The sequence below is a fragment of the Flavobacterium sp. HBTb2-11-1 genome, assembly GCF_009826975.1.
In the GTDB taxonomy this organism is placed as follows: Bacteria; Bacteroidota; Bacteroidia; order Flavobacteriales; family Flavobacteriaceae; genus Flavobacterium.
Genome location: NZ_WUMO01000010.1, coordinates 115,913 through 141,398 on the forward strand (window position 1 = coordinate 115,913; position 25,486 = coordinate 141,398).

A 25,486-nucleotide genomic window follows, 5' to 3' on the forward strand; every position below is an offset into this window, starting at 1 on the left:
TTTCTGGATGGCTTTATTTAAGGTAAACCCATCCAGAGGTTTTTTTAGATCCGTCTCCTAAATCGAGAATATAGAAATAGGTGCCTTCAGGAAGCGTTTTGGCAGAGCCGTCTGCTTTTCCGTCCCAAGTGTTTTTATAGCCTTTTTGGTAGTAAACCAAATTACCCCAGCGGTTAAATATCTCCAATTGATTATTAGGATACCTTTCTATACAATCAATATAGAAGAAGTCGTTCTGGCCGTCATCATTTGGTGAAAACTCATTGTAAATTTTCAGACAGTTTGGCGAAACGGTAGCGCTATCTTGGTTGTTTGCCGAATTGGTGTCTATCTGATCGAGTTTGACTAAATGTGCTGTATTTAAATAATCATTGAAATCGACTACTTTAACCGTTAAAGCCAACGTTTGTGAAGCTCCAGTGTTAATTGATGGAATATCCCAGATGCCTGTTTTAGGATCATAAGTTCCTGATGTTGCAGTTGAACTTACAAATGAATATCCTTTCGGCAGCTGATCTTGAATTTCAACGTTTGTTGCTGCTAGGTTACCTAGATTTGAAGCTGTGATGGTAAAGGTTGCCTGAGTATCCATAGGAACATCTGTTTTGTCTACTTCTTTGTCGATGGCTACATCCGTAGAAGGGACATTTATAGATTCAGAGTCTTCGTCATCTTCGCTTTGATCTCCATTATCGTTGTTTGGAGTTGAATCAGGATCAAATTGATTACTTGCTGTAATTTGTGCAATATTGACATAATCTACAGCTTCAAGTCCAAGCGGATTGGCAACAGTGGCCTGATAGGTTAATGTAATACCGCCAACAGGAACAGTTAAGTTTACCCATTTAATGGTATTTAAACTAAAAATACCGCCATTGTTAATATTAGAAATGTTTTTATAGCCAAGCGGAATAACATCTTCAACGGCAACACCAGTTGCTGTACTCGGTCCTTCATTGTTAAGCTGTAATGTGAATGTTACAACTTCGTCAAAATTAGCGTTTTTATTGCTGGCTGTTTTTTCCAAACTTAAATCGGCAACAGCAACATTAATGGTTAAGCTGTCATAATCGTCTTCTGTTGTTACTCCGTTGTTTGGAGTCGAATCTGGATCAGGCAGATTACTAGCAACCACTTCGGTTTCATTAGTGTATTCATTTGCAGCTCCAGAAGGAGGGTTTACACGAGTATAGATATCTAGTGATTGATCGGTGCCATTTACAATATTGCCAACATTCCAAACTCCTGTAACATAATTGTATAAACCGCTCGTCGGACTGCTGGTTAAATAGGTAAACCCCGGAGGAAGCAGATCTTTAACCATTACACCGCTTGCATTTGCAGGTCCATCGTTTTTAACTGTCACTGTGAAAATAACGGTTTCACCAACATCATAAACTTTATTTTGATTCAATGCCGTTTTAGTGATTGATAAATCTGCCATCACAATTACTGGAGTAACAGAAATACTGTCGTAATCGTCTTCGGTAGTAATTCCGTTTCCTGGTGTACTATCAGGATCAAATTGGTCTGAGGTCATGATTTCGGCAATGTTCAAATACTCATCTGGTGTATTAGTTGGACTTTTCACATTAACATTTAATAACAAAGTATGGCTGTTTCCTGGCAGAATGATTCCTGGATTCCATTCGCCTGTAAAACGATCGTAGGTTCCAGAAGTTGAATTGTAAAAGATATAATCGTATCCAGAAGGAAGAATGTCTTTTACAGTTACGCCAGTAGCGTTACTAGGACCTGAGTTTGTAACTGTAATTGAGAATGTGATCAGTGAGCCTACATTTGGCGTAAGAATGTTGTTAATCACTCTTTTTTCAATAGAAAGATCGGCTACTGCTGGAACTGGACTTAATAATACAGAACTGATGTCATCTTCACCGCTGACATTGTTATTTGGCGTTGAATCAGGATCCAATTCATTAGAAGCATAAACTTCAGCAATGTTTTGGTAGTCTCCAGTTGGATTAACTTTTACGCCTATTTGTAAGGATTCAGAAGCTCCACTTGGTATAGTGCCAATATCCCAAATTCCATTTGTTTCGTAATATTGTCCAGATGTAGAACTGTACACCACATATTCGTAACCGCTTGGTAGCATATCAATTACTTTTACTCCTGTAGCATCCTGCGGACCGCTGTTGGTTACTGTTATTTGGAATGTAATGGTTGCTCCGAATATTGGACTTAAATTGCCGCCAATTACCGCTTTTACAAGAGATAAATCTGCCATTGGAGGAACAGGAACAGTTGCAATTTCTGCATAATCATTTTCAGTAGTAACTCCGTTGTTTGGAGTTGAGTTTGGATCAGATAGACTACTTGCAGTGACTTCGGCAGTATTTAAATAATTGCCAGTTGCATTTACAATAGCAGTTAATTGCAGTGTCTGAGAATCTCCATTAACTAAAGAACCAATATTCCATTTTCCTGTGGTGCTGTTGTAAGTTCCTTTTGTTGCTGTAAAACCGCTAAAGGTATATCCCGTAGGCAATAAGTCGGTCACTTCAACTCCAGAAGTATCCTGCGGGCCGTTATTCGAAACAATGATTTCAAAAGTTACCGATGATCCAATTAATGGAGTAGGATTATTAACTGTTTTAGTTAAAGATAAATCTGCAGATTGTCCTAGCGGAGCCGTTGTAGCTGTTTCATAATCATTTTCAGTAGGAACGCCGTTGCCTGGTGTTGAATTTGGATCTGGTAAATTGCTGGCAGTTACTTCTGCAATATTGGTATAATCTCCTGTAGGATTTACAGTAGCAGTTATTCTTAGAACTTGCGAATCTCCATTTAAAAATGTGCCAATTGTCCATTTTCCTGTTGCAGCATTATAAACTCCTTTTGTGGCACTATAAGTAACAAAAGTATAGCCAGTAGGTAATAAATCTGTCACTTCTACACCAGAAGTATTCTGCGGACCGTTGTTGGTAGCAATTATTTCAAAAATAACTGATGAACCTACTAATGGGGTTGCGTTGTTAACCGTTTTAGTTAATGATAAATCTGCCGCTTGAGCATTTGGAGTAACTGTTGCCGTTGCGTAATCGTCTTCTGTAGTGACGCTGTTATTTGGAGTCGAATCAGGATCAGGAAGTGCGCTTGCCGTTACTTCGGCAACGTTTACATAATTTCCTGTAGGATTTACTACAGCGAGAATCTGTAAAGTTTCTGATTTCCCATTAATTAGATTGCCAACTGTCCATAATCCTGTTGTCGGATTATAGGTTCCTGTAGAAATGGTAAAATTAGAGTAGGTATAGCCACTTGGGAGTAAATCGGTAACCGTTACGCCCGAGGTATCTTGCGGACCGTTATTGGTCACAATTATTTCAAAAGTAACTAAGGAACCGACTAACGGATTGCTGTTATTTACAGTTTTGGTTAATGATAAATCTGCTATTTGTGCTGTTGGCGCAATAGTAGCTGTTGCATAATCATTTTCTGTAGGAACGCCATTGTTGGGTGTCGAATTAGGATCTGGAAGGTCGGCAGTAGTTACTTCTGCAATATTAAGATAATCGCCAGAAACGTTTACTAAAGCTGTAATTTGCAATGTTTCAGATTCTCCATTTGCTAAATTACCAACATTCCACAATCCTGTAGCCGGATTATAAGTGCCAGTAGAAAGTGTAAAACCACTATAGGTATAACCAGAAGGCAATAAGTCAGTTATTTGAACTCCTGAATTGTCTTGCGGACCATTATTGGTTACAACAACTGTAAAAGTAACTGATGAACCCGCTAATGGGGTTGCATTATTTACCGTTTTGGTTAAAGACAAATCAGAAGATTGGGCTGTTGGAGTGACTGTTGCTGTTGCATAATCGTCTTCTGTAGTAACTCCGTTATTCGGAGTAGAATCGGGATCAGGCTGACTGCTAGCTGTAATTTCGGCAGTATTTGTATAATTTCCCGCAGCATTAACTACAGCATTTATTTGTAAAGTATGATTTGATGCAACAGGCATATTTCCAACTGACCAAAGTCCTGTTACGGCATCATAACTTCCAGCTGTTGCGGTGTAAGATGCATAGGTGTAGCCTGAGGGCAATAAATCGGTTACTGCTACATTATCTGTGGCTTGCGGTCCTGCGTTATTTACCTGAAGGCTAAAAGTTACTTGTGAACCCACAAGAGGCGTAGTATTGCTTACTGTTTTAGTTAATGATAAATCGGCCGATGTTGCTATTGGTGTTGTTGAAGCTTCAGCATAATCGTCTTCAGTTGTAATTCCGTTGTTTGGAGTAGAATCTGGATCTGGCTGGCTGCTTGCTGTGATTTCGGCGCTGTTAGTATAATTTCCTGTGGTATTAACGGAAGCTGTTATTTGCAATGTATAAGAATCTGAAACAGGCATATTTCCAACATCCCAAAGCCCTGTTGCAGAATCATAAGTTCCTGTTGTTGCGCTGTATGATACATAAGTATAACCTGAAGGCAATAAATCGGTAACCATTACGCCGTTTGCTTCTTGCGGTCCAGAATTTGTTACTTGAACGCTGAATGTTACTAAAGAGCCCACTAAAGGAGTAGTATTACTCACTGTTTTAGTTAGCGATAAATCTGCTGATGTTGGAATTGGTGTTGTTGTCACTTCTGCGTAATCATCTTCTGTTGTGATTCCGTTATTTGGTGTCGAATCAGGATCAGGAAGATTTGCAGCGGTAACTTCAGCTGTATTAAGATAAATGCCACTTGGATTAACTCGGGCTACAATTTGAAGCGTTTCAGAATCGCCAGTCTCTAAATTGCCAACAGTCCATATCCCTGTAATATTGTCATAAGTCCCTGTAGAAATGGTAGATCCTGTAAATGTATATCCAGAAGGAAGAATGTCTGTTACCTGCACCCCAAAATTATCCTGAGGTCCATTATTCGTTACCACAACTTCAAAAGTAACTAGAGAGCCTACTAATGGTGTTACATTGTTAACTGTTTTAGTTAATGATAAGTCAGAAGATTGCGGAATAGGAGTAGTTGTAGCTGTTCCATAATCATCTTCTGTAGGCACTCCGTTATTTGGTGTTGAGTCAGGATCTGGAGTATCGCTATTGGTCACTTCTGCAATATTGGTATAATCTCCTGTTAGGTTAACTATCGCATTTATCTGTAATGTTTCAGACTCACTGCTCTCCAATATGTCAAGAGTCCATAAACCAGTTGTACTGTCATAAGTTCCGCTTGTTGCATTAAAAGTAGCAAAAGTATATCCTGAAGGCAATAAGTCAGTAACCTGCACTTGAGCAGCATCCTGCGGGCCACTGTTTGTAGTAATAATGGTGAAAGTAACCATAGAACCAACCAGTGGTGTTGTATTGCTTACTGTTTTTGTTAATGATAAATCTGCAGATGGAGGTATAGGAGTTAAGACCACATTATCTTCATCGTCTTCACTCTGATCTCCATCGTCATTATTGGGTGTACTGTCAGGATCAGGAAGGTCACTGGCTGTTACTTGCGTTATATTAGTATAATCTCCTGTAGGCAATACTTTTGCATCTAAAATAAGTGATTCTGTAACGCCATTATCGACTGTGCCAACATTCCATATTCCAGTAGTACTGTCATATGTTCCAGCAGACGAACTATAATTTACGTATTCAAAACCAGAAGGCAATAAATCAGTTACCTGTACTCCAGTTGCATTATTTGGACCGCCATTTGTTATTTTAAGTTCAAACGAAACTTGACTTCCAACCACAGGACTTGTATTGCCAGCTACAACATTTTTAACCAAAGACAAATCAGCAGAAGGACCGATAAAAGTAATTTCGGCATCGTCTTGATCATCTTCAGTAGGAATATTGTTGTTTGGAACACTGTCAGGATCAGGCAAATCGCTGGTTATGACTTGGGCAACATTCAGATAATTCCCTAAAGGATTAACAATAGCGTTGAAAGTTAGATTTATATTTGAATTGGCCGGAAGATATAGATTTCTCCATTCTAGAGTGGCAGTAGCCACCTGATAGGTTCCACCGTTTGATACAGAGCCGGGAATTAGAGTGTAGCCAACAGGAACAATATCTCTTATACCAACTCCAGTTGCGTTTCCGGGACCTAAGTTAGTGACGTTTATAGTAAAGCTAACTTGTTCGCCTGCTGCGGCTGAAGTAGGAGTGACAGATTTTGTAAGTTCTAAATCGGCTTGCTTCAGTGAAACAGAAGCTGTCGATATATCATCTTCTGTTGTAACACCATTTCCAGGCGTACTGTCTGGATCAAGCTGATCTGCAGTCTGAATCTCTGCCGTATTAAAGTAATCGTTCATAGATGTCACAACATTTACTTTAGCGGTAATTTGTAAAGTGAGCGTATTTCCATTGTTTAAATTGCCGACATTCCAGATTCCTGTAAGATTATTGTATTTTCCAGCTCCATTATCACTTACATAAGTATATCCAGGAGGAAGCTTTTCTGAAACCGTTATTCCAGTTGCATTATTTGGTCCGCTATTAGTCACCGAAATGGTAAAAATGACATTGTCATTTATGCTAACCGTAGTGGGAGAAACTGTTTTTTTAAGTGATAAATCAGCTACATCGAGAACTACTGTAGCACTATCTTGATCATCTTCCGCAGGGTTTTGATTATTTGGCGTACTGTCTGGATCAAATTGATCTGAAGCTATAACCTCTGCCGTATTTACATAAGAGCCTCCTGAAGGCAGAATAGTAGCTTTGAATGATAAATTTAAAATGCTGCCACTCGGAATTGTTATACCGCTCCAAGTAATGGTATTATCGCCAACATTGTACACTCCTGCTGAGGTAACAGATCCTGCAACAAGCGCAAAACCAAGCGGAATAAAGTCACGTATGGCAACATTGGTAGCAGTAGAAGATCCCCCCAATGCATTATTGTTAAAAACATTTATGTTGAAAGTAACCACATCGCCAACACTTCCTGTTGTGGGTGTTACAGTTTTGGTTAATTCAAGATCCGCTACAGCGAGTATTCTAAGCGTCATAGTATCAGATGAAGGTGTACAGTTTCCGTTTGTTACATTCCATTGAAGCGTATAAACACCCGGAATGGTTCCAGTTACGGCAGATGTCGGACTAGAAGGATCGGTAAAACTTATTGTGCTAGGGCCTGCAGTTTGAGTCCAGTTTCCACTGCCGACTGTTGGAGCAACCGCATTCATATTTATAGGTGAAAATTGAGGAACAGTCTGATCTGGCCCTGCATCAGCAGTTGAAGGATTCTGATATATCGTTACAAGAACAGAATCCTCAGAGAAACATCCGTTTAAATTAGTTGTAGTTACGGTCCACTTAAATTCATACGTGCCAGGGATTAGCCCCAGCATTAATGAATTTTCATTATTTGGAGATGCAATGCCAGCTGTGTTTGGACCAGAAACCTGTGTCCATGTTCCTAGACCTGATGTTACAGTAACAGCATTCATAGTAGCACTGGTCAAATTGCAGAGTTCTTGATCAGGACCAGCGTCTGCTATAGATGGCGGGACATCATTGAAAGTTATTTCCACTTGATCTGATGTAGGCTGACATAATGAAGGATTCGTAAAAGGACCATTAGTAACTGTCCATGTTAAGATATAAGTTCCTAAAACATTAATATTGGATAAAGTAGTAACAGGACTGTTTGGGTTGTCAATTACTGCATTGCCTCCAGGAGGCTGAGAGAAAAATGTCCATGTACCTATACCTACAGTCGGAGGAACTGCAGCGGTTTTATATGTAGTTTGGCAGGCAACGGTATCGTCAGGGCCTGCAATTGCAGTACTCGGCGGAGCATTCATTTCTATTCGGACAATATCTGAAAGAGTTCGGCAATCATTGCTTTTGAATACCCATTCGAGGATATAAAGCCCTGGAACGGTTAGATTTGAAACTGTTGTCAATGGTGCTGTTGGAGTATCAATAACAGCTACACTTCCAGCGGGCTGATAAACAAATCGCCATTCAAATGTTGTAACATCTGGAGGGGGAGTATTTCCGCTCATGGTTGCGACACCGCCAACATCACTAATGCATAAGGTTTGGTCTGGACCTGCGTCTGGATCAATACTGGCACCGCTAAAAACAGTAATATTTACAGAATCTGAAGTTCCGCTACATGTAGCGCCATTTGGAAATGTAGTAGTGCTGGTAGTGAATGTAAAGACATAATCATTTCCAGGAACTACAGTTGCATTAGCAATATAGCTATTTGATGGAGACTGTGTAATGATAACATCAGCGGGGTTTCCTGTTGTACTGGTCAGTGACCAAGTTCCTGTTGAATTTTCGTTAGCTATCAGCTGTACACTTGTAACATCACAATAGGTTTGGTCTTGTCCCGCATTTGCTGCTGGGTCAACTACTACAACTACATCATCAAAACTGCCTGGACATAAAAAGATGCTTTTTGCAGTTATCGTCCATCTAAATGTATATGTACCTGCTATAAGACCATTAATTTCTGTATTTGGATTGGAAGGGTCTACAATTAGAGGCTGATTGGGAGAACCAGTAAGTACAGACCACTGGCCTGATTCGAAAAAGCTATCATAGGCATTGCCTGCCATGGTAACTGTACTGTTGTTGCATATATTTTGATCTGGACCTGCTGCAGCCTGATCAGGAGGAAGTCCGATAGTTAGATTGATATCGTCAAATGCCTGACCACAAGTACCAGCATCAACTGTCCATCTGAAAATGTAATATCCACTGTAGGAGAAAGTAAAAACAGCATTTGGATCATGAATATCGCTTATGGTGTAATTTCCAACGCCAGAAATTCTTGTCCATGTGCCAGTTGATCCGCCACTTTGTGTAGCAGCCATTGTTACCGTATCACCGCAAGTTTCCTGATCCGGTCCCGCATCAGCAATTGGGGGAGTTTGTGCAACAGTAACAGATACGCTGCTTTCGCTCGGAAGACAGGTTCTAAACCTTGAAATGATTGACCATGTAAAAATATAAGTTCCATTTCCAGGAACGGTTACCATTGTGTTTGGATCATTTACGTCTGCAAAAACAACTCCAGTCGATGGTTCAACGCTCCAAGTACCAAAATCGGTTAGTGCCGGTGTGTTTCCGCTAAGATTAAAAGTGGTTGTTCCTGAAGAATAGCAGGCATCTGGTCCAGCATCTGACGTCGTGGGCGCATTGTTATTATCAGTTATGATAGTTACGGTATCAGAAACGGAGCCGCCGCAAGAAGGTCCTGGATGCGAATAAGCAACTGTCCATTGCAATTCATATGCAGAAGAAGGCGTTAGAAAACCAGAAGCAATGGCATTTGGATCATTTACATCTGAAAAAGTAATTGTATCCGGGCCTGAAACTTGGCTCCAAGTTCCTATTTCACCGGCTTCAGCGGGAGCAGCACTAAGAGGAACTAATGAACTTGCACAAACTACCTGATCTGTTCCTGCATCGACATTGCTTATTGTGCTATCTGAAACGTAGACGGTAACTGTTGCAACTGAAAAACCGCAGGTGGCACCACCGCCTTTTGTAATGTACTGAAAGACGTAGGTTCCAGAAATAAGATTGGTGACTTGCGTATCTATTGCAAAATTATCGGCAATTGTCGCTGTATTTGGTCCGCTCAATTGACTCCAAAAATGCAGGCCATCAGCTGTGCTAACTCCTGAAAGCATCGTACTCGTATCTCCACATGGCAGACTGACATCGGTTCCTGCATTTGATGGGGTAGGGTCTCCAGAAACCAAGATGCCCAGAGTATCAAAGCCATAATCACATTCAACAGTTAATGCTCCATTTTGTTTTCGGACAAATTCGACTGTATATTCTCCCGGTGCAGTAAGTGTTAAGGTCAGTGAATTTCCAACATCTGTTAAGGCAGTAGGAAAAGGGGCTAAAGGAGAAAGTGCAGGTCCGCTAACAATGCGATATTGGTTAGAACCTGTTCCAGTTACAGCAAGCGGAATTGTAAATACAGTTGCATTACAACTCCCTACGATATCATTTCCGTTATTTGCCAATATAGTTCGAGTTGGCCCATTATATTGTACGATATAATCTTTGGTGAAGATACAGCCTGTATTGGTATTTGTGAGAGTATAACGGAAACGATACGGATCGCCTCCTTGAAAAATATTGGTTACCAATGTGGTAGGGTTTGTTGGCGATACAATTACAGCGCCCCCGTCACCAGAAACCTGAGACCAAGCTACAGTTTCGCCAGCATACAAAGGTGTTTGTGCAACAAGAGTTACCTGATTTATAGTGTTGTCACAAAAGAATATGTTTTCGTCTCCGCCAGGAAGTTGCGTTACATCTTGAGTTGCTGGAGGTACAGTAATTACAACGGTATCATTTCCTGAAGCACAAGGGCCAGAAACAGTCCATCGGAATGTATAAGTTCCTTGGACCAAATTTGAAATTCCCGTATTATTAGCATTCGGATTGCTTATAACTGGTGTATTAGGACCGCTAACAAATGTCCACTGTCCATTTTGTCCGTTAAGTCCGCAACCGCCATAAGTAGCATTTAAATTAGTTGATTGTGTGGTGGTGTAACAATTGCTTAAAGTCTGATCTGGTCCAGCCGAGACAGGTTTTACTCCTCCATAATTGGTTACTGTTATCTGAGAAGTCGTTCTACAGCGCTGTCCAGGGGCATATTCTGGTCCTTCAATAACCCATTGAAGTGTCGTAACACCACAGCTAGTTTCGGGTAGAGTGATGGTTGAAGTGGCTAGATTAGGAAAATTAATGACAACTCCTGCATTATTGGCTCCTACGATTTCCCAATATCCTGTTTCTCCTGTGTTTTGCGGAGTATTTGCAATAATAGCCAATGTACCATTGTTATTGGGACAGCTTGCGATATTGGCGCCAGCATTAGCCTTTGTTATGGGTTTAACATTTACTACTTTATCCTGATACGACACTATACCATCACCGCAGGTTGCACTATATCTAAAAATATAAGTATTGCCTCCTGTATAGCCTGAAATTGTTGTGCTTGTACTAGTTGGCGAATTGATTGTTACTGCAGGACCCGAAATCTGTATCCATTTGACTGTGCCGATAATTGGACTCGGATTATTTCCAGTCAAAACAAGAGCGTCTGTTTCACAAATGGTTTCATTTAAAACTCCAGCATTTACAGTACAGTTTTGCGCATTGGTTTGATAAATAGTAAGGAAAACTACTAATGCCGTAAAAGCCAGTTTTTTTGATAAAGTGCAAATTCTCCAGGAAAAATAAAATTGTGCCATAAGCAATCAGGGATAAAAAAGGCGGCACAGCAATTTATAACCACCTTAAATTAATAAATTGATTTAAGCATTAATGTGTAGTTATCTTAATCTGATTTTGGGGAATACTCAAATTTAGAGAAACAAAGTCAGGAATTTTTTTTTTCTATGTTGCAGATTATAAAATGAAACATGAAAAACAGGTTTTGAAACAATAAAATGGGATATTATCAAATAAAAAATACTTTAAATACAGAATTTAGAGACTTTTCAATGCTTTTTTATAAATGTTTTTGGATATTCTAAATCGTAAATCCTTTTTCTAATTTAAATCGAAATTTTGCCATTCAGTATTCATTATGACGAAGAAAAAACAGCTGTAAAAAGGCTGTAAAAGCGTTTTTAATTTTGTAAAAGCAATGGTAAAAAACTTAACATTGGATAAGTGTTTGATTTTTAAACGAATATATCCTTGTTTTTATGCTCATGAAAAACTTAACATTGGCGAATAGGTTTTTCAATCTATCTTTGTTTATTATTTTTTTGATGTTAATTTAATGATTTAATAACATTGAAAATTAGTTTAATCCAAAATAAATTTAATCAATTTCTTAAAATTAACAGAATAATGGCAAAAGAAGTGCTTACTAATGAAATCGATCAAGAGGTAGAAGCTAGTCAAGTTATCTCTAATGATGAAAACGAGCAAAAAGATTTAGCTCCAGAATCTGAAGCGGTTGAAACTCTAGAAAAACCTAAACCCAAGAGAGCCCCGAGAAAAGCAGCAGAAAAAGATGAAAGCACAGAGGCAGCAATGCAGGAACCAAAACAGGCAGAAGAAGGTGAGGAACTAACATCTGAAGCGGAGACATCAGAAGAAAACGAAGACCAGCCAAAATCTAAAAAAAATAAAAAAGTGAAAGAAAAAGAGAAAAAAGAAAAGCTGAAAAAGAAAAAAGCTGCAGCTAAGAAAAAAGACAAAAAGAAAGAAAAGGCTAAAAAAGCAAAACTAAAAGCGAAAGCAAAAAAGAAAGCCAAAGCTAAAAAAGCTAAAGAAAAAGTAAAGGCAAAAAAGATAGCTAAAAACAAAGCAAAAAGATCGAAAACTAAAAAGAATAAGAAGAAATAATGGTGAATTAACAATTAACAATTGATAATTCGAATTGTCAAGCTAAGAGAAATCGGAGCTTCTGCAATATTTATAAAGCCACAGATTACAGGATTGACACAGATTTTAAGAAATCATTTTAATCCTATAATCTGTGGCTTTTTATTAATGTCTTGCGTTAAAAATTAAAAATTGATACTCATAACTCATAATTCACAACTTACTGCTTTCTGCTTTTTTCTTTATTGCGAGTTTGTCTATTTTTTGAAGAAATTCTGGATCAAATTCTGAATAGGCTTTTAATCTGTATTTTTCGTCCCTGATTTTCATGACGAGACGAATTTTCTGCACCATCATCCAGATAGGCTCGTAACGTTTATGTCCCAATAAATATTGAATTTTGAGAATAGATAATCTTCTATGCGAAAGCGTCATCAATTCAATGCAGATCATCCAGTATCGAATAGGGAGATTGGAGTTTTCCATCACAGTGCCTGAGCGCAGGCTAGTGCGGCTGCCACATTTGCGACACTGGAATTTTAAATCATTCTGACGGAAAGAATGCGTATTATGTCCGCATTTCCTGCACAAAAGTCCGTTCTCTAAACGTTTGTTTTTGAGCTCTTCAATACAGGTTGCTTCATCAGAATATTTTTCAAAATAGGTGCGTAACTCCATCTATACAAATCCATATTTACATTTCGAAATATAAAATATTTTAAAAAGAAACGAATAACAATTTGTATAAAAAATAAAGAGGAATATTCGACAACGAATATTCCTCTTTACAAAGGTAAAATTGTGTTATAATTTAGCTACTATTTCTTTTTTATACTTATTAAGGATAGATTTTGTCATACCCAAATTAGCTTTTGTTGAGTCAACAGCTAGGTAAATAAAGTATTCCTGCTTGTCAGATACATCGATGATGTGAATTTGTGAACTTAGGGTAATCATAATGTTGTCAATTACCTGGTCTTTTAATCCTAAAGCTTTAATAGCGTTCATTTTTGCTTTTACCACTTCTAGATTATAAGCCGACGCCAATTCAGGGTCAAAATCTGCTACTACAGATTGAGAATAGTATGACATGCCGCTTGCAATTTCAGCTACAGAAACTGCGATGAATCCCGGGACGTTCTTTTTTAGGTCTTCCCCAAATTGAGTTAAAAAATCAGACATAATTTTAGAATTTTAGTTGTTGTAAATAAGATTGAATAGTTTTGGATAAAAACAAAATTAGGGATACAATTTTATTTAATTATCCGCATTACGTACCTTTTTTTATACAATAATTAAAAAATAACATAAGTCTGATAAAATGCTTTTTTTGCTTTTTAAGCCGGATTTTGTTTTGGATTGAAAATGAAATAATTAAAACAAAAATGCTTCTGAAAAAGCACTACCATACCTTTCAAAAGCATTTTCTTTTAAGCAAAAATTAATTTTTTACTTAATTACTGTTATAAATTCTTCTTGAGCAGTTCTTACTTTTTTCAAGTTTACCAACCAGTCGTTTGCATCATCTCTATAGCCAAGAGGTAAAACTAAAACACTTTTTAAACCAAGTTCGTTTAAACCTAAAAGTTTGTCTACTTCAGCTGGAATAAAACCTTCCATTGGAGTTGCATCTACTTGCTGTTCAGCCGCGGCAGCGATTGCAATACCAAACGAAATATAAGCTTGTTTTGCCGCATGGTTAGCGTGCCATTCCTGACCTAGAGGCTCATACATTCCCCAAAGCCTTTGTTTGTATTCGTCCATCGCATCAGCAGGGATTCCTCTTTCAGCAATGGTTTTGTCAAATACGGCAGAAATTTTCTCTAAACTGTAACCATCCCAAGCAGCCCAAACCAAAACGTGAGACGCATCAGTAACCTGGCTTTGATCAAAACTTACCGCTCTTAGCTTTTCTTTAAGCTCTTGGTTTGTAATAACAAAGATTTTATAAGGCTGTAAACCAGAAGAAGAAGGTGCTAGTTTTGCAGCTTCAAGAATATAATCTACTTTTTCTTGCGGAACAGCTTGTCCGTTCATTTTTTTTGTAGCGTAACGCCACTTTAGTGCATCTATTAAGGCCATTTTTTTTAATTGATTAAAATTGTATTCAAATGTAAAAACTTTAAGTGTATTTTTGTCATCAGATTACCAAAAGTAACTGTAACATCGAGGTAACCTACTAATATAACATGATAAAAGAACCCATACACGATAAAAAATCGTGCAATCAGCATATTATGGCAGTCCACGACGCCATGTATATTTTAAACGGAAGATGGAAAATTTCTATCATAGCATCGTTATGCTTCAATACTTTGCGGTTTACCGATTTATTGCGAGAAGTGGAAGGCATTTCTGGGAAAATGCTGAGCAGGGAATTAAAAAACCTTGAAGAAAATCAGCTAGTTACGAGAACTGTTCTCAACACGCAACCTGTAACGGTTGAATATGAATTAACAGAATACGGACATACCTTAAAAGAAGTCATTGATTCCCTGGCAAGGTGGGGACATAACCACAGAAAGAAAATTACAGGCAAAGATTAGTCTTTGCTTTTTATTTCAATGGCTTTTTGAAAAAATCCCTGACGAGTTAAATTCTGTTCTGCTTCTTCAATTGCTCGTAAAAGATTGTTTTGCGTATTGGTAATTTCGTTCAACGCTTTGGTCATAATGCTCCAAACGGGTTGCATTTTAGAAACCAGTTCTTTTCCTTTTGCCGTTAAAATGATCAATCTCTTGCGCTCGTCTTGTTTGTCTTTTTTAGAACTGATGATTTTCTCTTTTTCCAATTCTTTTAATAAACTGATTGTCGAAGGGTGGCTGTAGCCAATTTCACTGGCAATTTCGACTACACTTAGCATTTCTTTTACGTGCAAAGTGTAAATTACCGGAAACCATTTCGGTTCAAAATCAATATTAAAATAACTGTAAATCTGTGCGCCGTCTTTACGCAGTTGTTCGCTCAAACGTTGCAAACGCGTTGATATGGCCAAAATGCCTATTTCGTCAATTATATTCATTGTTATGGATTTAGTTTTAAATGGCAAAAAACATTGTCAGGTTTCATTAACGGAAAATCAGCAGGAAGCGCTTCTTTTGATATCGTTGCAAAACTATTCTTTTCATAAAATCGCAAAGCAGCCTGCAATAAAGAAACCGTTCCTAAATATAAGTTTTTAATTCCGTTTTCTTTGCTGTATTCAATTAATTGCTCCAATAATTGCTGGGCAATTTGAAATTCTTTTCCTCTAAATTCTTTCTTGACAAACATTTTTCTGATGGCTGCAGCTTCTGGATTAAATTTTACCAAAGCAATTGTGCCAACCAACTTTCCGTCAATAAAAGCGCCTAAAAATGTACCGCCCGATTTGAAATAAAAGTTTTGGATATCTAATAAATCTGGCTGATCTGCTAAAGTTATCGGTACATTGAATTCTTTTTGCTGAATGTTTAATATGAGATCTACGATTTCATTTTCGTACTCATTCTGTATAGGTTTAATCTGCATGGCATTTTAAAATTAAAATATGAGTACAAAACTACGTAGTTAACTACATATATACAAGCAAAAAACTGCTGAACCCAGCAGTTTTAAGTGTTTTTTGTGATTTATTACAATTTTTTTATTCTTTTTTTATTCTTTAACTAAAACAATAACAGCCTTATAACCCGTACCAACATTCCATTCGCTTGACGAAATAACTTGGCCTTTATCGTCATAAACCTTAAATTCGGCTGTATTTGGAGAAGCAAAACCTTCGTTTAAGGCTTCGATATCAATTTTATTGATTCCTTTTTCCAAGTTTATTTTGACACTTTTAAAATCGCCGTTCAAAAAGACTTCAGGTTCAATAACTTTATCGTTCAAATATACTTTTACTTTATCTCCGTCTACAAAAGCTGCATCTCGGTACATTATAGTAGAAGTAACGGCAGTAGTGTTGAAATTGCCTAAAAACTGATTTCTTCTATAAAATATTCCCTCAACATTGGCTTCCGGCTTATAAAGATTAGTGTTTTTAAATAATTCGTCTGGATTAACCTGCAATGGAGCTGGCTTCTCGATAGGCGCTGGTGGGTTTTCTTTGGGAGCAGCTTCTGCTGGAGGAATAACTTCTTTTACAGGAGATTTTTTTGCTGGAATTGATTTGAATTTATTATCCAATTCCTGAGCAAAACTGTGCATTGAAAAAGAAGCAAAGGCAATTATCAAAAATATTTTTTTCATGTTTTTATACTATTTAATCTTGTGTGGTATTGATTTAAAAAAATTAGATGCATCATAATCTTTTATATATAAACATTTTATAAAACCAATTATTGTCTTATAAATGGTTATTTTTCTAAAAATTAACTTTTCCGTTTTAGGCTTTCTAATAAAAAATGGACTTATTGCAAAGTGGTTTTTGAATCCTTTTTGTTGTTTTTAAAATACTGAATATCAATATTGTATATTTGTGTTGTAACCAAAACAAATATGCTATGATCAAATTAAGTTTAGCCTTCCTTTTTTTTGCAATTGGTGTTTTTGCTCAAGAAAACAAAGCAGATTCTGCTATAAAGAAGCAGATTGAAGAGTATAATGCTTCTTTTGCCACCGCTTTTATAAATGGAAAACAAGAAGATTTGGTAAAATCTTATACCGATCAAACCCTATTTATGCCAGAACACAGCAGGCAGCGGGTGGGTAGAGAAACTATTCGAGATTTCTACAAACAATGGCTGGCACAGGCAAAAATCAGTGCTTACCAAAGAACTATTTTAGAGTTGCAGGACCTCGGCAATTACGTTTTAGAGATTGGAACTTTCGCTGAAAACTTAAATGTAAACGGACAGAATCCGTTTTCGTATTCTGGAAAATATTCAGTTTTATGGAAAAAGTCTTCCAATAGGAGCTTGCCTCCAACAATTGCCGCAGAAATTTGGGGTTCGGCAAGCTATTTTGATGATAAAAATATTCCGAATATAGATGATATCGCAGTTCCGCCGACGAAAGAATATATTCCGACTGACAAGTTAACTTTAGAAGTAAAAGAAAGAAATAATAGAATTAAAGAATTAGTTCAGAATAGGCAAGGAGCAGAGCATGCCAAAATGTTTATGCCAGATGCCATGTATTTGACTTATTATACTCCGATTCTTTCTGGCGAAAAAGAGATTACAGCCTATTTTACAGAACATGAAAAGCCTGGTACATTGCGTATTGAACAGATTTCTATTCAAACTTCAAATATCATTTATGCCCAAAAAGCCATTGTAGAATTTGGCTTTTATAACGTTGATTGGCGTGACGACGAAAAAAACGGAAATGTAAAAGGAAAAAGTATAAATGTTTGGAAAAAAAATAGTGATGGAGAATTATTGCTTTTTCGCCAGATGGTAAATCATGATTAAAAAATTAAAAATTCTAATTTGAAGTTAGAGAAACTATACGTTGTGCTAGTCTATTTTTTAGGTTTTAAAAAACATTTGAAAGGGAATTTTCCGAATGCTTCAGAGGAATATCGGTAGAAGTTTTTTAAAAAGATCCTTATATTTACGATACAAAATTTCTAAAATCATGAAAGCATTAGTAATTGGAGCTACGGGCGCTACAGGAAAAGAGCTAGTTAACCTGCTATTGGAAAATAATGATTACGAAGCAGTTTCCATTTTTGTAAGACGCCCACTAGAAAAATCACATCCAAAACTCACAGAACATGTTGTTGATTTTTCAAATGTAGCTTCATTTCAGAACTTAATTTATGGAGACGTTCTTTTTTCTTGTTTGGGAACCACGCTGAAAGATGCAGGTTCAAAAGAAAAACAATGGAAAATCGATTATGATATTCCGGCCGAATTTGCAGCTGTTGCAAAACAAAATAAGGTAAAATCTTTGGTATTAGTTTCTTCGTACGGAGCCTCAGCCAAAAGCAGTGTATATTATTCTATGATGAAAGGAAAACTAGAAGAATACCTCCAAGAGCTTCATTTTTCTCAATATATTATTTTTAGACCTGGACCTCTAATTCGTGAGAATACAGATCGTTTGGGTGAAAAGATTTCAGTTAAAGTCATAAAATTCCTCAATTCGATTGGGCTTTTCAAAAACCTGAAACCAATTGCACCCTCATTTTTAGCCAAAAAACTAGTAAAAGCACCCAAAGCGCTTCCTGAAGGAATGACAATATTGGAATTAAACAGTATTCTTAAATTGTAGCATAAATTTGATAATAGAAAATTGAAAAAAAGAATAAATAAGTAATCCAAACCGTAATACTTAAGTCTTTGCGGATACAATTTTACAATAAACTCTATGCTGGACAAGGGTTTTAGACTATTTTACTTTATCTTTATACTTTTTACTACGCCGAAGAAATGAATACGAATTACCCCATTCCAGAAAACGAACTACAGCGTTTAGCAGCCCTAAAACGTTATAATATACTTGATACACTTCCAGATGATGCTTTTGATGATGCCACAAAGCTTGTAGCTTATATCTGCGGTGTTCCAATTGCTCATATTTCTTTTATTGATGAAAACAGGCAATGGTTTAAATCGGAGATTGGGATAGGCGTTTCTGAAGTGCCGCGTGAAATCAGTTTTTGCCAGTATACCATCTTAGACTCTAAAATGACAGAAATAAACGATACTTTACTTAATGATCGTTTTAAAGATGATCCTAATGTTACTGGAGGTTTTAATATACGATTTTATGCAGGGGTACCGCTTACAACGCCAGACGGGTATAATATTGGAACATTATGTGCTATTGATCATGAGGCCAAAGTATTGAATGAAAATCAGCGTAATGCACTTTCTATTGTGGCCAAACATGTTATTACTTCATTGGAATTAAGCACAAAAAACAATCAATTGTATACGCAGCGAAAGATCGCAGAACGAGCGGTTTTGGCAAGAGATAGTTTTTTGGCCAATATGAGTCATGAAATTAGGACGCCTCTTAATGCAATTATTGGTTTTACAGATCTGCTGGCACAAACAAAACTTGATGATACACAGCGTGATTATATAGGAAATGTCCAAATTGCTGGCGAAAATTTACTTTTGATAGTAAATGATATTCTGGATCTTTCAAAAATGGAGTCTGGAAATTTACCAATCGAATCCGAGCCATTTAATTTGAAGAAAACCCTCAGACACGTTTATAGTTTGCTGAAAGTAAAAGTGCAGAAGGAAGTTGAGTTTAATCTTTTTCTTGATGCTGAATTGCCAGACATGGTGATTGGAGATCAAGGAAGGCTCAATCAAATATTGGTAAATCTCATTGGAAATGCGCTGAAGTTTACAAATGAAGGAGAAGTGACCGTTTCGGTAAAGAAAATTGAGGAGACTGAAGACAGCTATTCGTTTAAATTTTCTATTAAAGATACTGGGATTGGAATCGCAAAAGATAAGCTCGAAACTATTTTTGAAAGGTTTACGCAAGGTGAGGAAAGCACAACGCGAACATTTGGAGGCACTGGACTCGGATTGAATATAGTAAAACAGCTAGTCGAACTTCAGAAAGGAGAAGTTCATGTAAAAAGTACCTTAAACCGTGGTTCGGAATTTTTCTTTACCCTGTCATATAAAAAATCAAACGCTAGGGAAGCAGAAGTCAAAACTGTTTCTAATAATGATTTGGGAAATCTTAAAATATTGCTCTGCGAAGACAATGTTTTAAACCAAAAGCTTGCAAAAAGCGTAATTAATAATTTTGGTTTTGATTTGGATATTGCACAAAACGGTGAAGAAGGCATCGAACTTTTGTCTCAAAATGAATATGATCTGGTTTTAATGGATTTACAAATGCCCGTTAAAGATGGCTACCAAACCACAGAATATATTAGAAATGAAATGAATTCCGCCATTCCGATTATTGCCATGACAGCACATTCTCTGGTAGGAGAGCAGGAGCGATGCTACAAAGTAGGAATGAATGCTTATGTGCCAAAACCGTTTAAGCAGTCCGTTCTTTTAAAAGCCATAAAAACGGTAATGTCACCAGACGCTGATGCGCATCATAAGAGAATTATTGATATGTCTTTTCTAGATGAAATGTCTGGAAACGATCCAGAATTTAAAAAAGATATGATTAATCTTTTTATTGAAAAAATTCCGAATCAAGTGGCACAGTTAGAAGAAGCATTTAAGGAAACTGATTACGACAGCGTAAGGAAACTGGCGCATAATATGAAATCAAGCATGGATATTTTTATGCTGCAGGATTTGAGCAATTGCCTGTCAATTATTGAGGAAGAAGCGTCATATGGTAAATTTACGGCAGACGTTTTAGATAAAATGAATATTTTCAGTTGTGGAATTGAGGAAGTCGTTAAAATTTTAAAAGAGTTATGATATAACGGAAATATACTGTAGTTTTATAGTAATAATGAATATGATTTAGTTTGTCCCAAAGAGAAAAAATTAAAAAATGAGAATTATTGTAGCCGAAGATAATGATATCCTACGCAAATCGTTGTCTTTTTTCTTAGAGTCTAAAGGATTTAATGTTGACCAGTTTTCTGATGGTAAAGAGGCGCTAGAGGCGATCGAAAAAGAAAACTATGATTTGATATTGACCGACATAAATATGCCAGGAATAAGCGGGATGGAAATTACCCAGCATGTTAGAGAGAACCTTAAATCTGATATTCCTGTCATTATATTAACTTCTTCGGGTGTTGAGCAGACAGAGCTTGATTCTTTTGACATTGGAGCAAACGAATTTATTGCTAAGCCTGTAAGTCCGGCTGTGCTTTTAGTGAGGATTAATAAACTGCTAAAGACTCGAATATGATGAAGTTGGTATATTATTCTATTTTCCTGCTTTTTATTTCCTCAATTGCAATGGGCCAAGAAATCAATATAGATGAAGCTCTGGCAAACGCGAAGCGCGAGGTTGAAAAAGAAAATTACGATAAAGCACTATCGATTATTGAGCCGCTGCGTGCCAAATATCCTGAAAATGAAGATATACAAACATACACAGGACGAATTTACAGCTGGAAAAAAGACTATAAATCGGCGATAAACATTTTGTTTCCAATGGCAGACAGAAGCAATCCGAATCTTGAGGCACTGCAAGCGCTTATAAACGTTTATTTCTGGACAGAAGATTATGAAAAATGCATTTTGTATTGTGATAAATATCTTGCCATCGATCCCAAATCGGTTGAGGTTTTGAAGATTAAGGCCACGTGTCTTGAGAAATTAAACCGCGATCAGGAAGCATTAGATGTAATAGACAAAGCCTCTTATATTGATAATAGCACTCAAGCTTTTAGAGGAATCCGTACGCTTATTGGGCGCAAAGCCAAAAATGCAGTTTCGGCTTCCTATTTAAATATCTCGACATCAGACCCAGGTCAGCAGCCATTTCATTACGGATATGTTGAGTATTCGCATAAATTCAGTAAATCAGCGATTGTAGGAAGGGCAAATATTGGAAATATCGGCAACGAAACCCAAATGCTTTTTGAAACCGATTTTTATCAGACCTTTTCAAACAAAAGTTATTTGTATGCAAATGCTGGAGTATCAACAGGAAAAACCATATTTCCTGTAGCAAAAGGTGGTTTGGAATATTATTTTGCTCCACAGAAAAAGTTTGATTTTTCGCTTGGAGCAAGATTTATGCATTTTGATACAGACGATATTACCTTGCTGACAGGACAAGTGGCATACAATGCAGGAGTTTATAATTTTGCTTATAGACCTTATTATGACATTTCGAACGAACTTTTTTCTCATGTTTTAAGCGTTCAGCGCGTAAATGAAGAAAAAGAACGCCTTATCAGATTGGAATTACAATACGGAAATGTTCCATATCTGTATCTCTACAATAATTTTACGCAGCCATTAAAAGCATATCGTGCCGGACTTCAATATCAGCATCGTTTTGGCGATTCGTTTTTTGTGCGCCCGATTTTCCTTTATGAATATGAGGAATATATTCCCAGCGAATACAGAAACAAGTTTAATGTACAGCTAATTGTAACAAAACGTTTTTAAGATGACAGAATTCTGGGAACTATATAAAAACGGCCAGTGGGAAGTGCCTTTTCTTACTTTCTCCATTTATCTGTTCTTAGCGGGTTCACTTATTTTGTATCTTACTATAGTAGCCAGCAGAAATGGTAAAATCAAAAAAGAGCGTCTTAGCAAAGAATACAGTTCTATAATAGATAAAGTTATGTCGGCTGTCATTTTTGAGAGTATTTCTTTTGCTGAAGTAAAAAAAGACAAAAATTTTCTTGTGCTTTTTGACACGCCTTTTTTTAGAGAAGTTTTAATGGAATCCCTTATCAATCTGCATAAAAACTACGAAGGAATTTATGCTCAGAAATTGGAAGAGTTTTATAAAGATTCGGGATTAATAAAATCTTCGTTCCGAAAGCTTAAAAGCTTGAAATGGGAAGTAAAATGCAAAGGAATTACTGAATTGGCAGAATTTAATATTAAAGAAGCATTCGATCAGATTATTGCTTACTCTAAAGCGAGAAAAAAAACACTAAAGATTGTGGCATTAAATGCCGCTATAAAACTTGAAGGTACTGAGAGTATAAAATATTTGGTAGACCATTTAGATCCCATAGACGATTGGATGCAGCTGAATATTATTGGCGCTTTCAAAAAACATGATGTTGGTGATAGAGAAGGAATTGAACATTTGTTAGAATCGCAAAACACCACTGTAATTGCGCTTGGATTAAAACTTATAAAAGAACTTAAACTAACACAGAAACTTCCTTATGTAGTTCAGTTAGCAGACAATACTTCAAACACGGTAATTAAATACAAAGCACAGAGTCTTTTACAGACCTTAACAGCATAATCTTATAAGAAAATGACTTTTTTTAATACTGAAATAACGTGGTTTTTGGATGTATACATACTCCTGATATTGGGTTACGCCATACTAATTATGTCTTCTTATTTAATGCTGGCTTATATTTCTACAAAAGAGCTTAGAAAATATCTCAAACGAAACAGTTTTGTTGATTATGATGTGCTCTTAACCAGCGAGTTTGCACCAAAACTTTCGCTTATTGCGCCCGCTTACAATGAAGGTCTTACCATCGAAGAAAATGTAAAATCTCTACTTTCTCTGAATTATAATAATTATCAGGTCATCGTGGTAAACGATGGAAGCAAAGACAATTCGATGGAAATCTTAACCAAAACCTACGATTTGGTTTTAACCGATTTAGACTTCCATCCACAAATTGAAACCAAAAAGATTAGAGGAATTTATACTTCTAGAAACGCGGCTTTCAAAAAGCTGATTGTTGTTGATAAAGAGAATGGAGGCAAAGCCGATGCGCTAAACGTCGGACTTAATATTGCTCAAAACCCGTATGTGGTTTGTATTGACGTCGATTGTATTTTGGATAAAGATTCGCTTTTAAAACTCGCAAAACCATTTTTAGAATCGTACGGAAAACGTATTATTGCAACAGGAGGCGTGGTGCGAATTGCCAATCAGTGTGTGATTAAAAACGGGCGCTTGGTCGAAGTGCATGTTCCAGATGTGATGCTGCCAAGAATTCAGGTTTTAGAATATTTAAGAGCTTTTCTTTTAGGAAGAATGGCTTGGGGAAAACTAGATGGATTGTTGCTTATTAGCGGTGCTTTTGGCGCTTTTGACAAAGAAATTGCCATACTTTCTGGAGGTTATAACACCAAAACAGTTGGAGAAGATATGGAACTGATTGTGAGAATGCGTCGTTATATGCTCGATAATAAACTGCCATATTCGGTGAGTTATATTCCCGATCCGCTTTGTTGGACTGAAGCGCCAGAAGATTTCAAAATATTCAAAAAACAGCGTTCCCGCTGGATGAGAGGAACTATTGAGACTTTAAGCATTCATCGCAGAATGTTCTTTAATCCAAAATATAAATTATTGGGAATGCTGAGCGTACCGTATTGGACTTTGTTTGAATTTCTCGCTCCTGCAATAGAATTTGTTGGTTTAGTCATTACCGTTATTTTTATAATATTTGGTCTTCTAAACTGGCATTTTTTCTTCTTGTTATTGTTTTTTGTGTATTCGTTTGCAGTTTTGTTCTCTGTAATTGCTTTATACAGCGAGGAAAAAACCTATCATAAATACCCAAAACAAGCCGATTTTTTTAAACTTTTAATGGCAGCTTTTATTGAACCTTTTTATTTTCATCCACTTACGGTTTATGCGGCGTTAATTGGCTATAAAGAAAAAATTATGGGAACAAAAGGTTGGGGTGAAATGACCAGAAAAGGATTTACTAAGAAAGAATAAAAAACTAAACTTAGACGGTTTAGTTTTTTTGAAGGAAACAAGAGAAGCAAAACCGTAATTTAGTAATATGAAAATCGAACTGCAGCAATCTTCTTTTCTTCAAAAGGAAATCAACGAGCCTTATTACAACATTCTAATGTTTGATGGAGAAGCTGTTTTTTCTGTCGATTTAACTGATTATGAATGCAAAGGAAAGAGTCTTTTGTTTTTAACGCCGTACCAGTTATTGCAATGGAAAAGTTCGACAGTGTCTTTTGTAAATATTCTAAGTTTTCACGGAGATTTTTACTGCATTGAATATCATAAAAAAGAAGTGGCATGCAACGGAATTTTATTCAATGATATTTACAGCGAACCTTTTGTAACTGTTTCCGATTTTATTTACGAAGAAATTACGAGTATTATGGAAAGAATGAAAAGGGTGGAAGACTCTGATTTGGATTATGATAATTCGATTATAAAATCCTATTTGCAAGTTATTCTAGCTTTAAGCAGCAAAGAAAAACAACTTAAAATGTCACCACAAATTCAGGAATCTATAGGAAATGCTGATATTTTGAAGTTTCAGCATTTGTTAGACACGCATTTTCTAGAAGCAAAAGAAGTTGCTTTTTATGCGTCAAAATACAATTTGAGTGTGAATACTTTTAGTAAAAGAATTAAAAAGCATTTTGGAAAATCACCTTCTCAGCTTATTCAAGACCGAATTGTTTTGGAAGCCAAGAAATTGCTGCATTTGACAACCAAAACGATAAAAGAAATAGCAGACGATCTTAATTTTGAAGACGAATTCTATTTCAGCCGCTATTTCAAGAAAAGTGTTGGAATTTCGCCTACAGTATTTAGAAAAGAAGTCGGTATTTCTATCGTGGCAAAATAATCCATGAAAACTCCTTTACGTCCATTTT

General features: G+C 36.6%; 16 protein-coding genes and 1 pseudogene. 10 read left to right on the forward strand and 7 right to left on the reverse strand.

Annotation, left to right across the window (positions count from 1 at the left end; genetic code table 11):
* Positions 1-13 precede the first annotated feature (13 nt).
* Positions 14-11,221: a gliding motility-associated C-terminal domain-containing protein gene (locus GR162_RS19670; RefSeq protein WP_160783511.1), complete on the reverse strand. Its 11,208-nt coding sequence runs from the start codon at positions 11,219-11,221 to the stop codon at positions 14-16.
* 607 nt (positions 11,222-11,828) lie between these two features.
* Here GR162_RS19670 and GR162_RS19675 point away from each other — a divergent pair.
* Positions 11,829-12,329, forward strand: a complete 501-nt coding sequence (locus tag GR162_RS19675; protein ID WP_160783512.1) for a hypothetical protein — start codon at positions 11,829-11,831, stop codon at positions 12,327-12,329.
* Between the two features lie 204 nt (positions 12,330-12,533).
* Here the strand turns inward: GR162_RS19675 and GR162_RS19680 are convergent.
* The 3 genes and pseudogenes from GR162_RS19680 to GR162_RS19690 form a co-directional block, all read right to left on the reverse strand.
* Positions 12,534-12,986, reverse strand: a pseudogene (locus GR162_RS19680) (transposase); the annotation flags it as partial.
* Between the two features lie 126 nt (positions 12,987-13,112).
* On the reverse strand, positions 13,113-13,490 hold the full coding sequence (locus GR162_RS19685) for a hypothetical protein (protein WP_160783513.1): 378 nt from the start codon (positions 13,488-13,490) through the stop codon (positions 13,113-13,115).
* A 267-nt stretch (positions 13,491-13,757) separates the two neighbouring features.
* A complete protein-coding gene (locus tag GR162_RS19690; RefSeq protein WP_160783514.1) occupies positions 13,758-14,390 on the reverse strand; it encodes a nitroreductase family protein in 633 nt (210 codons plus the stop codon).
* A 107-nt stretch (positions 14,391-14,497) separates the two neighbouring features.
* Here GR162_RS19690 and GR162_RS19695 point away from each other — a divergent pair, with 107 nt between their 5' ends.
* Positions 14,498-14,854: a helix-turn-helix domain-containing protein gene (locus GR162_RS19695; protein ID WP_237421404.1), complete on the forward strand. Its 357-nt coding sequence runs from the start codon at positions 14,498-14,500 to the stop codon at positions 14,852-14,854.
* Here GR162_RS19695 and GR162_RS19700 read toward each other — a convergent pair.
* The 3 genes from GR162_RS19700 to GR162_RS19710 form a co-directional block, all read right to left on the reverse strand.
* The gene (locus GR162_RS19700) at positions 14,851-15,330 is read right to left on the reverse strand and encodes a MarR family winged helix-turn-helix transcriptional regulator (RefSeq protein WP_008463362.1); all 480 of its coding nucleotides are present in this window, start codon (positions 15,328-15,330) and stop codon (positions 14,851-14,853) included. The genes GR162_RS19695 and GR162_RS19700 overlap by 4 nt on opposite strands.
* 2 nt (positions 15,331-15,332) lie before the next feature.
* Positions 15,333-15,818 carry a GNAT family N-acetyltransferase gene (locus GR162_RS19705; RefSeq protein ID WP_160783515.1) on the reverse strand — a complete coding sequence of 162 codons (486 nt, stop codon included), beginning with the start codon at positions 15,816-15,818 and terminating at the stop codon, positions 15,333-15,335.
* Between the two features lie 126 nt (positions 15,819-15,944).
* A complete protein-coding gene (locus tag GR162_RS19710) occupies positions 15,945-16,538 on the reverse strand; it encodes a hypothetical protein (RefSeq protein ID WP_008463364.1) in 594 nt (197 codons plus the stop codon).
* A gap of 254 nt (positions 16,539-16,792) precedes the next feature.
* Between GR162_RS19710 and GR162_RS19715 the strand changes: the two genes are divergently transcribed.
* From GR162_RS19715 to GR162_RS19750, 8 genes are all read left to right on the forward strand, one after another.
* Positions 16,793-17,704 carry a DUF4440 domain-containing protein gene (locus tag GR162_RS19715; RefSeq protein WP_160783516.1) on the forward strand — a complete coding sequence of 304 codons (912 nt, stop codon included), beginning with the start codon at positions 16,793-16,795 and terminating at the stop codon, positions 17,702-17,704.
* 166 nt (positions 17,705-17,870) lie between these two features.
* Positions 17,871-18,509: an NAD(P)H-binding protein gene (locus tag GR162_RS19720; RefSeq protein WP_160783517.1), complete on the forward strand. Its 639-nt coding sequence runs from the start codon at positions 17,871-17,873 to the stop codon at positions 18,507-18,509.
* Positions 18,510-18,667: 158 nt separating this feature from the next.
* A complete protein-coding gene (locus GR162_RS19725; RefSeq protein WP_160783518.1) occupies positions 18,668-20,653 on the forward strand; it encodes a GAF domain-containing hybrid sensor histidine kinase/response regulator in 1,986 nt (661 codons plus the stop codon).
* Positions 20,654-20,729: 76 nt separating this feature from the next.
* Entirely contained in the window at positions 20,730-21,095 is a 366-nt protein-coding gene (locus GR162_RS19730) for a response regulator transcription factor (protein WP_008463369.1), read from the forward strand.
* On the forward strand, positions 21,092-22,309 hold the full coding sequence (locus tag GR162_RS19735; RefSeq protein ID WP_237421405.1) for a YaiO family outer membrane beta-barrel protein: 1,218 nt from the start codon (positions 21,092-21,094) through the stop codon (positions 22,307-22,309). The genes GR162_RS19730 and GR162_RS19735 overlap by 4 nt, the downstream gene beginning before the upstream one ends.
* Position 22,310: 1 nt before the next feature.
* A complete protein-coding gene (locus GR162_RS19740; protein WP_160783519.1) occupies positions 22,311-23,132 on the forward strand; it encodes a hypothetical protein in 822 nt (273 codons plus the stop codon).
* Between the two features lie 12 nt (positions 23,133-23,144).
* Positions 23,145-24,578, forward strand: a complete 1,434-nt coding sequence (locus GR162_RS19745) for a glycosyltransferase (RefSeq protein ID WP_160783520.1) — start codon at positions 23,145-23,147, stop codon at positions 24,576-24,578.
* A gap of 67 nt (positions 24,579-24,645) precedes the next feature.
* Positions 24,646-25,458 (forward strand): AraC family transcriptional regulator, encoded by an 813-nt coding sequence (locus tag GR162_RS19750; RefSeq protein ID WP_160783521.1) that lies wholly within the window; start codon positions 24,646-24,648, stop codon positions 25,456-25,458.
* Positions 25,459-25,486: the final 28 nt, after the last annotated feature.